At 44.9% G+C, this 12,441-nt stretch carries 11 protein-coding genes and 1 pseudogene; 2 read left to right on the top strand and 10 right to left on the bottom strand.

The window, feature by feature from the left end; genetic code table 11:
• Positions 1–274 precede the first annotated feature (274 nt).
• Positions 275–2,743, top strand: a complete 2,469-nt coding sequence (locus tag ACMUEV_RS13385) for a beta strand repeat-containing protein (RefSeq protein WP_190647569.1) — start codon at positions 275–277, stop codon at positions 2,741–2,743.
• A 75-nt stretch (positions 2,744–2,818) separates the two neighbouring features.
• On the opposite strand, the gene ACMUEV_RS13380 is transcribed toward ACMUEV_RS13385, so the two are convergent.
• The 6 genes and pseudogenes from ACMUEV_RS13380 to ACMUEV_RS13355 form a co-directional block, all read right to left on the bottom strand.
• Positions 2,819–3,022, bottom strand: coding sequence for a hypothetical protein (locus ACMUEV_RS13380; protein ID WP_190647568.1), 204 nt, complete (start codon positions 3,020–3,022; stop codon positions 2,819–2,821).
• Between the two features lie 496 nt (positions 3,023–3,518).
• Positions 3,519–3,920, bottom strand: a complete 402-nt coding sequence (locus ACMUEV_RS13375; RefSeq protein ID WP_190647566.1) for an HNH endonuclease — start codon at positions 3,918–3,920, stop codon at positions 3,519–3,521.
• Positions 3,917–4,294 carry a hypothetical protein gene (locus ACMUEV_RS13370; RefSeq protein ID WP_190647564.1) on the bottom strand — a complete coding sequence of 126 codons (378 nt, stop codon included), beginning with the start codon at positions 4,292–4,294 and terminating at the stop codon, positions 3,917–3,919. The genes ACMUEV_RS13375 and ACMUEV_RS13370 overlap by 4 nt, the downstream gene beginning before the upstream one ends.
• 112 nt (positions 4,295–4,406) lie before the next feature.
• Positions 4,407–4,580 carry a hypothetical protein gene (locus ACMUEV_RS13365; RefSeq protein WP_190647562.1) on the bottom strand — a complete coding sequence of 58 codons (174 nt, stop codon included), beginning with the start codon at positions 4,578–4,580 and terminating at the stop codon, positions 4,407–4,409.
• An 83-nt stretch (positions 4,581–4,663) separates the two neighbouring features.
• Complete coding sequence (locus ACMUEV_RS13360) at positions 4,664–6,586, bottom strand: NACHT domain-containing protein (RefSeq protein ID WP_348251645.1); 1,923 nt, start codon at positions 6,584–6,586, stop codon at positions 4,664–4,666.
• A 138-nt stretch (positions 6,587–6,724) separates the two neighbouring features.
• A pseudogene (locus ACMUEV_RS13355) lies at positions 6,725–6,928 on the bottom strand (hypothetical protein); the annotation flags it as partial.
• A 252-nt stretch (positions 6,929–7,180) separates the two neighbouring features.
• Here ACMUEV_RS13355 and ACMUEV_RS13350 point away from each other — a divergent pair.
• Positions 7,181–7,366, top strand: a complete 186-nt coding sequence (locus ACMUEV_RS13350) for a hypothetical protein (protein WP_190647558.1) — start codon at positions 7,181–7,183, stop codon at positions 7,364–7,366.
• Between the two features lie 286 nt (positions 7,367–7,652).
• Here the strand turns inward: ACMUEV_RS13350 and ACMUEV_RS13345 are convergent, their stop codons facing one another.
• The 4 genes from ACMUEV_RS13345 to ACMUEV_RS13330 form a co-directional block, all read right to left on the bottom strand.
• Entirely contained in the window at positions 7,653–8,663 is a 1,011-nt protein-coding gene (locus ACMUEV_RS13345; RefSeq protein ID WP_190647556.1) for a hypothetical protein, read from the bottom strand.
• A gap of 133 nt (positions 8,664–8,796) precedes the next feature.
• The gene (locus ACMUEV_RS13340) at positions 8,797–9,459 is read right to left on the bottom strand and encodes a hypothetical protein (RefSeq protein ID WP_190647554.1); all 663 of its coding nucleotides are present in this window, start codon (positions 9,457–9,459) and stop codon (positions 8,797–8,799) included.
• A 4-nt stretch (positions 9,460–9,463) separates the two neighbouring features.
• Positions 9,464–11,173 (bottom strand): hypothetical protein, encoded by a 1,710-nt coding sequence (locus ACMUEV_RS13335; protein WP_190647552.1) that lies wholly within the window; start codon positions 11,171–11,173, stop codon positions 9,464–9,466.
• Positions 11,170–12,384, bottom strand: coding sequence for a toll/interleukin-1 receptor domain-containing protein (locus ACMUEV_RS13330; RefSeq protein WP_190647550.1), 1,215 nt, complete (start codon positions 12,382–12,384; stop codon positions 11,170–11,172). Before ACMUEV_RS13330 ends, ACMUEV_RS13335 begins: the two co-directional genes overlap by 4 nt.
• Between the last annotated feature and the right edge of the window lie 57 nt (positions 12,385–12,441).

Genomic DNA, 12,441 nt, shown 5'->3' with positions numbered 1-12,441 from the left:
TGAACTGGATGCCGTGACTTTGCCTTTTTTATAAGTTCTGCAAATTCTTCAATCGCATAATTACGATCGTTCTATGAACCGGATGCTACCTGCTCGTGGGGTGGCTTTTTATTTTTGGGAGCGCGATCACACTCCTGCACTTAATCAATGAAGTCAGTCAATCCAACCACTTCAGGCACGAAGCCTAGGGACGCAGGCTTAACTAATCAAGATTATATTTCTCTGTTCACGGGCACTCTACGTTTGACATATCAGGTTGTGAGGTCAGACGGGAATGAAGCGGGCTATGCTCACGTTAGGTTGGCTCTGTCGAAGCATGGTTGCACTGTTGGGTGAAACTATCGTCGAGACTGCTCGCGTTCAGGCACAAGTCATTCCCGATGGCACCTTGCCAACTGCAGTCACAACGCCTAACAATCTCGACTTCATGATCGATGGAGGTACTCGATCGGGCAACAATCTATTTCATAGCTTCAGCCAACTCTCCATTCCCACAGGTGGCTCTGCTCTCTTCAACAACGCTACAGATGTCCAGACCATCTTCGCCCGCGTTACCGGAGGCGGCGCTTCCAATATTGATGGACTCCTCAAAGCCAATGGCACTGCGAGTCTGTTTCTGCTTAATCCCAACGGCATTCTATTTGGAGTCAATGCACAGTTGAATATTGGTGGTTCCTTTATCGGAACGACTGGCAATAGCATCCAATTTGCCGATGGAACGGAGTTTAGTGCAGTCAAGCCTAGTAGTCTGCCCTTGTTGACGATGAGTGCGCCAATTGGTGTACAGTTCGGCGCAACCTCAAGCAGTATTCGGGTCCAAGGACAAGGGCACAATCTTCTGCATCCACCCACATTCACAAGCTCTGTCACGCGTGATCCAAATCTTGCAGGACTCAAGGTTCCACCAGGACAAAAATTAGTCCTGCTCGGCAATGGAGTATTTTTGGATGGAGGAGTTCTCATTGCTGAAAGTGGACAGTTGGAATTAGGAAGTGTAAGCACAGGTACGATCAAGCTCAACACCGCAACTCCCAACTGGGAATTCAACTATAATGCTGTTCCTAGTTTTTCAGACATTGCTCTCACTCGTGCTGCACTGATTGATGCAAGTGGCAACCCGAGTGGATCAATTCATTTACAAGGGAAAGGCATTCGGATTCAAGAAAGTTCTGCCGTATTTATTCAGCACCAGGGACAACAAGCTGCGGGTCGGATTAAAGTCGATGCAGACGTATTAGAAATCAACGGATTCTTGCCGAAGAAAGATCAAAGTTTGATTCTGTCAGAAAACATCGGCAGTAGCCACGGAGCAGATATTGACGTGTCAGCAAGACAGGTTGTAACCCGAGATGGCAGCGCCATTTTCTCGACGACTTACAAAAATGGAGGCAGCGGTGGCAATATTGTCGTGAATGCAACCGACTCTATCCTGGCTTCTGGATTCGCTGCCTTCGATCCATCCCGTGCAGGTGGAGTTCTGACGCGAACCTACATCGGCGGCGGTCGCAGTGGAAACACAACGGTAACGACCTCTAATTTATCGGTGAGAGAAGGAGCTGGAATTACATCGCTTGTGTTGGGCGGTGCTCGGGGTGGAAATGTGCAGGTCAGCGCCGATACAATCTCCCTGTTTGGTGAAAATTCCGGTACTGCTGGAGGCTCCAATATTGTCTCAACGACATTGTTTGGTGGAGATGCTGGCTCAATTTTGATCGACACAAAACAGCTAAGTCTGGGAGCTTCAGGACTCATTTCTGCAAGTACGTCTGGAGCTGGCAATGCGGGTAGCCTCACTGTTCATGCCAGTGAATTCATTGATATCGATGGGTCTGGCTCAGTTGTAAGCCAGCGAAGCCGGATTACAGCTTCAGGACAACTCTTACCTCCCACGTTTAGACGAATTTACGGATTACCAGCGTTACCAACTGGCAATGGTGGAAACTTAGCGATTACTTCACCCAACATTCGGGTCAGGAATCAAGGATACATTGCGGCTGAGAATGTAGGCAGTGGAGATGCTGGACGCTTGCAAATTCAAGCCAACTCGATTGAGTTAGACAATCAAGGTCAAATTAGAACTGCCACTGCGGTTGGTAATGGGGGTAACTTGGAGATCACAACGCGCGATCTACTACTCATGCGACACCAAAGCCTGATTAGTGCCAGAGCTAGCCAATTTGGAAATGGCGGTAATATCATTCTGAATGCTCCGATCGCTGTTGGCCTAGAAAATAGTGATATTGTCGCCAATGCTGAGAAGGGACGAGGTGGAAACATTCAAATCACCACTCAGGGCATGATTGGGTTGCAGTATCGCGATCGCTTAACCCCAGAAAACGACATTACGGCTAGTTCTGAATTCGGCGTGAATGGCACCGTTGAGGTCAACAATGTGGGAGTTGACCCGAACTCTGGCTTAGTCGAGTTATCCACCACACTGATTGATTCAAATCAACAAGTCACTGCTGCCTGTTCCGGTACTCAAGGCAGTAGTTTTGTGATTACAGGACGTGGTGGGATTCCTCAAAATCCAACTCAGAACGTGCCCCACGATCGTGCCTGGAATGATATGCGTGATCTCTCGGCTTTTCACAAACCTGCGATCGCGCCAGTTCCAACTCAGACTGCCATGCTCGTAGAAGCAACAACTTGGTATCGCCATCCCCAAACCGGGAAGGTCGAATTAGTTGCAGCCCAACCGGCAAAGACTTCTTCAACAGTGACTTGTGCTGCAAAATATTGAATCAAGCGCGATCGCAGATGAGCTCATAGCCTAAAACGAGCAGCGCATTGCCCGTTTAGATAGAATTCCCTACACTCAGCGATCGCACTCGGAGCCATAGAGGACTTTTCCTGATCCATCTGGAGAAAATCTTACGCACCATTCACCATCCGCCAGCCAGATACGCAACGGATGGTGAACAAACTTACCGTAGATGAAGGCGAGAACCACGATAACCAGGGATGAAATCACGACCCCTTGAACCACTTTCAACGGGCGGGCTGTCCATTGATTTTCCATTGGCGCAAATCTTGAGGGACGGGCTTAGGATTCCCAGACGTGGAGTTCGTCGAGTGCGGACTTCTAATCTCTAATCAAGTGCGTGTTAGAACCACGCTATAAGACTTCCAGCTATTAAAATCAGCTTCTAACACACAAAGAGACATGGTATCAAATCGGTATTCATAACTTTTTACTGGGATTTCTTCCCTTAAGAAGCTGTGAATACGCTTTGATATCGCGTTCCATCCTATTCAGTTGTGTTTCGGTTTTAGGGGTAATTTGGGGTAATGTTTTTCCCTGACCTTTGAAACCTATGGCTCAGGCGAGATTTGAACTTGCGACCTTGGGCTTATGAGTCCCCGGAGAAGTCTTATTTTTCAAGGGTTTCAGACGTTGTGCGAGAAGCGTACACCAGTTTTACACCAGTTTGCTCCAAACCTTGACTGCAGGAGGTTTCCAGCATTCTATCGCAATTGCCCCTGCTCGATCGAGGTTTCTCAGCCGATGTAAAACGCTATGGAAATAAGCTGAGGCGAACCCAAATCTGTCGAGCCGCCAGTTGAAGGGGACTGTTCAGTTCTAAGGCAGTAATCGTTACTCGTGCGATCGCAGTGATGCCAGTGATTGCACCCGATTGGGGTTCCACTTGAAAATGCTCATCCCAGGTATCCTCACGAGGATTGAAAAGTCGAGTTTCAGTTCCGGTTTCAGGATCAACCCCACTGATTCGATTGCCTTTATACAAATTACAAGAGCGACAAGCAAGCGCGAGATTGTCTTCACTGTCTGTCCCTGAGCGGCTCACAGGGATGATATGCTCCACTTCAAAGGGAAAATTGAACACTAATTCAGGCGCACAACAATATTCGCAGCGATGTGCAGCACGAGCAGCGACAAGCGTATAGAGCGGATTCATGAAGTCAGTTGTTGGCTGAGTGCAGCAGATCGAGCAGTTGCAGCTTTTAATTCATCTGCCACTAATTGGTCTAATTCAGCCTGTTCATCCGAAGGTAAGGTTTCATTACGATCGCGCAGTATTCGCCAGCGCTCCATCAATTTCGACAACCGGGCTTGCTGTTCAGCACTAAAGAACCCGTCTGGCTGAAAGTTCTGAATCACAAAGAATGGATGCAATTCACCCTGTCCCAATTGTGCGGTTAAAGCGTCTAGAGCCTCACCTGCGGTTCTCCCGGTGGAGCTCCTGTCGCTCGATCCGGGTTGCAGCGCGATTGCTTGATAAATGCGATCGCCATTAACATCAGAGATGGGCAGAATAGCAACAGTTGTCATAGGGTTTACTCGAAAGCGGCTTAAGAGAAATTATAGACGTTCAGACGGGAGCAAGTATTTTTCATATTCATCGCTGGTTTTTAAGTTCATCAGCCGTTCTTCTCAAAAGAGTTTAATGGTATACACAGATTGCCTTCGGAGCATTTTGTGCATCAAAAAGGCGCTTTGCAGTTTCTCGCAAGCGGCTATCCGGACTCATCTGTAATTCTGCATGAATTAGGAGTGGGTCAGCCAGAGAAGAAATTGCTTGAGCGTTCCAAGCTGTGCGATCTCCAAATTGTTTCAAAAATTGGATCTCTCATTGGGGACTTAGTGAGCGTCATTGATTCATAGAGGGTTACAAGAGTATTTTGTCTTAATCCTACTGAATTAATTTTGCGGTTTACGTTTTTCGATTTCAGTGAGCGGTAACAAGAGTTCTGCCTGAATTTTCTGCCGTACTACAAGACTGACTTCACCGCCTCGGTTAAGACAGTCTACCAAAAGCTTGTTAGCTTGATAGTAATCTTTTAGCAATTTAACATTTTCCTTAAGAAACTGCAATTTCATGAAAGTGTCAGGGTTATTAGTTGCAGTATTTATTACTACTTCAATCATCCAGCTACCGGACGTTACCCACCAGGTAAGATAATGTTCACGATGTAACTCTTCTCTTTCGGGCAGTCTTTCAATCATAAGCTGGAGTTGTTCTCTCAATTCGGGGGAATTCTCAAATCCGAAAACATGAAAATTCTTCAAGTCAAAGCCAAGACAAAAATAACTTTTATATATACAGATAGGTACTAAATAGTATTCTTTTTCTAGATTTGTGCAGCGCTCCAGTGTTAGGTTTCTATTAAATTTGCTATCTATGGTACTAGAGAGGCTAAAACTATTATATGATTGAGCGAAGAAATCCAACATTAGGTCGAGAAGTAATGCTCGAATAACAGCCAATTCGTTAGGGAAATTAGTCCAAATGGCAAAAGAGTTTAGATAAGATAAAAACCTCTGTAACTCATCACTATTTGCTAGTAATTGATCAGTTTTCTGCTTGATTAAAATAATTAACAGATCTGCATTAGGGAGCATCTCAATTGTTAGAAGAAATACTTCTTTCCATTGCTTCTCAGTAACATGGAATGTGAGTTGATCAAACAAGTTCAATCGAATGATCTCCATAGAGATTAGATACTCTTGAAATGTTAGATGCGAAAATGACCAAATTTCTTGCGATCGCTCAATCAATAATCCATGCTGCTCTGCAATGTCTTCTAACACTGCCTCAGCATCCTCCCTCGAAATCTTCAGATACTCAGCGATGTAACTAACAAGTTCTGCTTGCTCAAATAGAATATATTGCTCTTGCTCAAACTTACGAGCTGCGATGAAACTTAAAAGCTCCTGACGCTCTCTGACTGACAGCTGACGATAGATTGCACTATTTCCTTGTCGTTGTATCCCACGCCGTTCGTCCCACTGCTCTAACAGCAATCTAATACCTTGCTCATACAAAACAGAACGCTTCGACGGCAGATCCTTTAAATCTCCAAATACCCAGCACGTCAAGCTTAATAGAACTGGTGTAACTGCCAACTCTGCTGTTGAGATGTTTTCGCGCAATTTTTGCACAAAATGATTCTTTAACTCGTCTGCTTCATCCGGTGAACTTGCAATCGAACGAAACCATTTTTTTGCAAACGTTTCCACTTGTCCTGCATTAAAATCCGCAACCTCCGCAGACTTAAAGTTAGATAGAACATATTCTGTGGTTTGAGTGCGACAAGTGAGAATACATCGACTATTATGCTGATCAAGGAAAAACTCTAAAATCTGGTTCTGCACCGTCTGTCGGAATGTTGCGGGGACTTCATCCAATCCGTCAAGTAACAGAAATATCGGTGCTTGATCCAGAATTTGCTCAACCTGCGATCGCTCCTTTACTCGAAACTCACGCTTCAGAATTTCCCATAGATCGAACTGGTTCGATTCCCGCACAAATCGGAGTTCAAACAGAACAGGGATATATTCCGCTAAAATTTCGCCTTTCGCACAGGCAACCGCTAAATGTCTCAGAAACGTACTCTTACCTGATCCTGGTTTTCCGAAAATCATTAGTCTTGAGTGCTTAGACACAGCTTCTACACCAGACTGTCTTGCGCCACGCTTTCCTAACCCAATACGATCGCTATCACTCAAATCTCTACCTTTCAAAAGTCCTGGAATTGTAGCAAAGGTTTCGTTTGACAACTTCTCCAGGAGATAAACATCTACGTAGAACTGATCGACATCCACTAACTGACGATTCAACAACTGAATCTTGCTGTACAGGTTTAGAATCTTAGAACAACACCGCGATCGTACCTGCTCTACTAGTCCATCAACGGCGGCAGGTCGAAAGCGAGTATCCTCAGAAGTCAATTGCAGTTCTTGAATCAGTGCGCGGCAAATCTCACGAATCGTGTCTGCATCTGCACCCATGTAGGTACGGTCTCCCATATGAATGTTCTGTCCTTGTTCCAGATTGAACTCATATTTGCCTATTGATTGTCTACTTTCGATCAACCAGAGCCGCAACATCTCTAGATCTGCATCGGTATGCTGTTGGTTTGCAATGCGATCAAAAATTCTGCTCAGTTCATCGTCGGAGGGCATAAGCGGCTTTGCACGGGGTAGAAGACTTAATTTGCTTCTATTCTAATTGGAGTTTCTATTTCTCCTTATCTAAAGTTTGAACTGCCAGGTTGCAGCTTCGCAAAAGAAAAATTTCAATTGCTAATATAGTTTATCTGTACTGATTATTTATACTAATCTTGGTCAAGAACTTTCTAGAAAACTGCCAAATCGTCCTGACAGCGGTATGTGACCTTGAAAGCAGTTTGTGTAGGTAGTTTTGTGAGAAAAAGCATGGGTGCCTTTAGTTGGCTTCAGAATGCTTTAGAAGAGCATCGGCAAAATGGCTGTGAGACAACTCCTGAAGCCAAAAGCTTTGTGGATGAATACAGCAAGCAGGTGGAAGCTGAAAAGCATTCCATGCGTGAGCGTCAAGAAAAAGAGCGCGAGGAACGCTCTGCGGCAAAAAGCGATCGCTAGTTCATATTGCTAGTGAGACTTTTTCTAACATCCTCCGGATCAGGAGTTTGAATTTCGTAAAAGTAAGAGTCGTTCTTGGGATGAATGATAGCTTATGAATTCTCCTTACTATCAGCTTGATGAAGACATCAAGAATTTGATACGTCAGGGGTGTTCTACCAACGAAGTGTTTCAGACAATTTCGAGTCAGCATCCTGCAGCGGCGGCTAAAGCCCAGCAGCTACTCATGCATATTCAGCAGGTTGAACGAGACCTTAGAGATTCTAGGCGTTGACCTAAAACTTTGCTAGTAGAGTTGCAGGCACTCGATTAAGTAATCGAGACAGGCTTGCATTTCTTGAATTGTTTCGCTGCGAAGTTGCTTTGAGAGCCGTTCTTTGACAGCTTGAAAAGCAACTTCATACTGCTCTACTCCGTAAACAAGCGGAATTTCACGCGAATCTAGTATGTCATAAGTTCCCCAGTACAGGCAGAAATTGACCTGCTCAAGAAACTGCTTCAATGAGAACTTAAAATCATCGATCGCTTGCTCAGAAGCATCGAGTTCAGGAAATTGTTCAAAAACTTTTCTGCTACCATATTTGATTAGTGGCTCCATATTTTTTTCAATCCACTCTGCACCAAGACGGCTGTTCTCAAGTCGAGCGGTGAATGTTTGGAAAATTTGGACTTCTGCCTGCTGGCAGTCTAGAGTGATCTGAGAGATTTGAGCTTGAGTATCTTCAGCCAAGCCTCGACCTGCCAATCTGAGTTCATTGAGTTGTAGTCTCATCTCTGCAATTGCACTTTGAATCAAGCGATCGCCCTGTTCTGAAATTCGCTGCAAATCTTCATTTAGTGTGCGGAAATTCTGGAGGCGTTGCTTCAATTGTCTGAGTTCACTTTGAAAAGTCTCTGGCAGGTAGCCAGACTCTGAAATCTCCTGGATAATTTCTAGTCTCGCATTGATTGCTTTTACCGTAGTTGAATCGAGAACTAGCTTTCTAAGAGGGAGATCCTCCACATCGTCTTCGGCATTTTCAGTAGAAGAGGGCGAACTAGGAGTCCGCTGGAACGCTTGCAGTTCTTGAACCAATCCCCGCACAATGGCTAGAATTTGCTCAGGTGTTGCCCCTGTGTATCGATCGCCAACCTGGATATCGCTCCCCTCTTCAATTGCCAAGTTAAATTTCCCTGACTGCAAAACGCCTTGGTTGACATTTTGTTGCAGTAGTTGGCACAGAAGTTGGATATCCTCGTCCGTAAGCGTCTTGGAATTCAGCCGCTCAATGATGTCACCCAGATCGTCGTCAAGCATCCCTGATGTGTATATCGAAGCTTGAGAATGGCTTGGATTATACTCAAGCTTGTTGAATTGATCCCACTTTACTCGCTTTTAGAGATTTCCTTCACATCAGTTTAATTCATGCCAAGCGTTTGTACTATTCAATTCATCGAACTTGTTGTGTTTCTGTCTGGGCCGCTCGCTGAATTGCCAGAACTGCAATACTTGTCGTTGCGATCGCCAATATTAAACATAAAATTGTCAGAAGGCGATGGTATTGATTTCGTCTCTTTTGAACTGATAATTTCGTAGCCGTACTGTCTAGCTGCTGAAGTCTAGAAGTTTTGCTTGCTTCGTGCAGTCTCGCTGCCTGAAGTTCAGCTTCGAGCGATCGCAGTCTGTGTCTTTGAGTTTCTTCTCGTTGTCTGACTGTTGCAAGTTGGTGCCTAAGTAACCTTATTTGGTCTTTTTGAGTTTTCTCTTGTTCCTGAATTTCCCTGATGTGAGATTCACTGGCTTGAATATATTCTTTCTCTAGGTGACTTAAACTTTCGTAAGCTTTAACCTCTGTTAGCCTTCTTCCGTGTAGTAGGAGATCAGCGGGTCTTCCCTGCATTACCCATTCTTGAGCGTCTTTCGCTAAACGCCAACGTCTGTACCTCTTTAATTCCTCTTCCTCCAGCCATCTTTGGTAATGACTCCAGTTGTGAATCAAACATTCGTGAGTAAGTTCAAGCTGCTCATCTTCCAACGTAGCACCTGGCGATAAGCGAACTAATCTCGCTTGAATCAGTTTATCTAAAACTTGATCGATCAAACGGTTTGCCATAGTTCTACTCTTTAAGAAGGTGAATTGCAAAAGTGATGCTTGGACTATTTGGGGCAGCAAGCTGAATTTTGACCGGATAGATCTGATCCAGACCAGGATCGGACAGGCTTAGCCGTACACTGCCAATATTATCGCGTTGTGCCTTGACGTTTTCTGCCTGAGTTTGCAGGAATATCTCTCCTCCGCAGGGAATCCTTACTCCAATCAGTAATTGATTATTTCTATAAGCTGCTTTCAGTAGAAGTGTACCAGCCTTAGTATTCCACCGACGCTCAACTACAGACCCCTCTGGACAAACATAGATAGTCAGCGCCTCTATGATCTGCCGTGCTGCCAGTAGAGACAGAGCCATCTGCTGGGTCTCGATCGCGCTATCAAATGACGCTGGCAACCCCTCCCTATTTTCGCCTTGCAGCTTGGCATTCCCTGATCGAGTCGGCGAGACCATCACATAACCCGCAACATTGTTGAGCAGTTGATGTTGACCTGGAAAGAGCGTTTCTACAGCTTTCACCAATTTTGCCCCTTCTCTTAGAGACCGTACTGCTACTGTTTGACAATGCTCTAGAAGTTGCTCTAAAAGTTCTTTCGGCATCGATACAGGTAATTGAAGATGGGTGAGTTGGGGACTCCAGAAGGATAGTGAGATCGTTTGAGAAGGTTGTGTGGTAGCTCCAAGAGATGCTAACTCCTCTACTTCATAATTAGCAGGTAGCTCTGCTTCCCACGGAAACAATGGTGGCTTACGTTGACTTTCAAAAAGAAGCCGTTGCTTTAACAAACCATAGAATTGATCTTGAATGTCAGGAGAGCCTGATGTGAACGGAGATGGGGCATTACTGGCAAGCATTAGGAGAATCTCATTAAACTCCATTGAAGAGGCATCGCTTGCCGATGTAATATCAGAACGGGTTGCGTTATCGGTTGTGGATGACGGATTTAAGTTTGTAGACGATTGCACTTCTTCAGAAGGTTCTAACAAGTCATAAAGCTCTGATCGAGTAATTCTTCTTTTAACCAGATTGGGTCCTTTGCCGAATTCAGCTAGATTCAGCATGATGCGCTTCAAGATGTCTTGTTCTTCTGAGGTCAATCCATCAAAGAATTGATCAGCAGCTTGAATCAATGCTTGTCGTCCTCTACTAACCTGTCGGTAGCTTTCCCAAGTAATTTTGTTGCGATCGCGCTTTTCCCATAAACTTAGCAAAATGAACTGCAATAGCGATGCGCCATCTGGCTCATAGAGTGTGTCTTGTATCAAAGCATCAACGATCCCTTCCTCGAACTTTAGACCAACCAGTTCTGCTGGCTTCTCGATGACTTCTCGCAGCTCGCTGACAGTTGAATTTGCGCTCTGAATTCGTTGGAACGGCTCAAAATCTACATAGGGACATGAACTATCCTCTAGATTTGGAGCATCCGTTGAATCGAATTCATCCAACGTGGCATCAGGAGGTTCATAACCCGCTCGATATAGCATCGATGACCAATAATCTAGAAGTCCTTGGGCAGCCCAGCGATCGTCTTCGCTGTCTAGCAAGGCTCCAAGTTTCTTACCTCGACGAATTAATGCCGCAATTTCATCCAGTATCTCAGGAGCGTTTCCCTGCTCTCGATATCGCCGGAGCAACTGGTTGTGAAGCACTCTAAGTGCTGCCAGGGATGGAAAAGCTTCTCCATCATTTGTTTGGATGGGAATGATAGGCTGGCTCATTCGAGTATCCTCAAAATAGCAGTTAAGGGTTCACCTACTTTTCTTAACTCGTCACACAGCCTTTTTAAGGTTACGTCAACTTTGTAGAAGCTATGTCTTGCCTGCCTTTGATATGACCAGAAGCACCGCCTTATTTTTGCTGGATTTTTCTCTAAAAGTGCTGAATTCAGGTTCTGACAATCTTGCTTAAAAGAAACTGCCCAATCATCGATTTGGTTTTCAAACAGCATTTCAGTCTTGCTTCTCAAATCAGACCAGGACAATTCCAGTTCTGTCAAATCTAAATCCAAATTTGCCTCAATCCGTCGCAGATCTAAATCCATCTCCTGTAGGTAGTCATGAGCAATAATCAGGGCAGTTAATCTACTATCTAGCTCAGCAAGCGCTTCCACTCCATCTTTGAACTGGCTCAATTTTCCTAGATCAACCTCGCTATCTTTTAGTTGTTGCCATATCGTTGCAGTTGCAGTGATTAGCGCTGGTAAACGTAGTGCACCTGCGGCTGCATTCAAACTGGTGTTAATGCGCGAGGGTTGAATTGCTAGAACTCGCTCCAATAGCCAAATTGTCTTTTGCAAATGCTCTACGCTCAAGCAGTCGATCGCTTGCTGCAACGCTTGGTGCGCCTGCTCTAATTTTTCCAACCATGTCAATTTGCTGATACTAATAATCCGTCGATTTGCAATTTCCCATACACGAACAATCACGACCTCAAGCGCCTGATGATATCCTATTAAGCTTTCTAAAGCAATCGAGTCCTCTGTGAAGGTCTTAAGGTGCTTATCTCTTGCAATGCTGCGGTAACACTGATCCAAAGTGTGAAGCTGATCATGAAGCTCTTTTAGATCAGCAATCACGTCAATTTGTTGATGTGCTGCTTGGAAATCAACCCGAAAGGCAGTAACCGCTCGCTGAACCGTGGGGAGTTGCATCAATTCTGCCAAGGCGCTCAAGCCTGTTTTAATCGGTTCTCCATACTCCTTGTTGTGGATTAAAAGTTCTTCTCTAACAATTCGCCGGATTGCCGATATATCTGTTTGGTAGATAATGCGATCGCCGATGTGAACTCTCTGCCCTTTCCCTAGATTAATTGCATACTTACCTTTCTGCTGCACATTCTGCTCAGCATAATGATTGCCTTCAGTTTCATGCACCTGCTCAAAACTGTGGGCTGACTGAGTTGCTGTTGGATTGGCTTCGTCTCTAGGCATCGTCGATTTCTTGAGCGGCAATGTGAAACATTTTTGCAGATTATTTGGGATATTCAA

Origin of the sequence: Leptolyngbya sp. FACHB-1624 (assembly GCF_047649235.1) — a bacterium.
Lineage (GTDB): Bacteria > Cyanobacteriota > Cyanobacteriia > Leptolyngbyales > Leptolyngbyaceae > Leptolyngbya > Leptolyngbya boryana.
The sequence above is the reverse complement of the archived record's forward strand: the minus strand, read 5'-3'. Positions and strand labels throughout refer to the sequence as shown.

Bases quoted from the DNA above. Each gene is read 5' to 3' on its own strand.
- ACMUEV_RS13385 (WP_190647569.1), top strand. From the start codon at position 275: ATGAAGCGGGCTATGCTCACGTTAGGTTGGCTCTGTCGAAGCATGGTT.
- ACMUEV_RS13380 (WP_190647568.1), bottom strand. From the start codon at position 3,022: ATGGAAAATCAATGGACAGCCCGCCCGTTGAAAGTGGTTCAAGGGGTC.
- ACMUEV_RS13375 (WP_190647566.1), bottom strand. From the start codon at position 3,920: ATGAATCCGCTCTATACGCTTGTCGCTGCTCGTGCTGCACATCGCTGC.
- ACMUEV_RS13370 (WP_190647564.1), bottom strand. From the start codon at position 4,294: ATGACAACTGTTGCTATTCTGCCCATCTCTGATGTTAATGGCGATCGC.
- ACMUEV_RS13350 (WP_190647558.1), top strand. From the start codon at position 7,181: ATGGGTGCCTTTAGTTGGCTTCAGAATGCTTTAGAAGAGCATCGGCAA.
- ACMUEV_RS13345 (WP_190647556.1), bottom strand. From the start codon at position 8,663: ATGCTTGACGACGATCTGGGTGACATCATTGAGCGGCTGAATTCCAAG.
- ACMUEV_RS13340 (WP_190647554.1), bottom strand. From the start codon at position 9,459: ATGGCAAACCGTTTGATCGATCAAGTTTTAGATAAACTGATTCAAGCG.
- ACMUEV_RS13335 (WP_190647552.1), bottom strand. From the start codon at position 11,173: ATGAGCCAGCCTATCATTCCCATCCAAACAAATGATGGAGAAGCTTTT.
- ACMUEV_RS13330 (WP_190647550.1), bottom strand. From the start codon at position 12,384: ATGCCTAGAGACGAAGCCAATCCAACAGCAACTCAGTCAGCCCACAGT.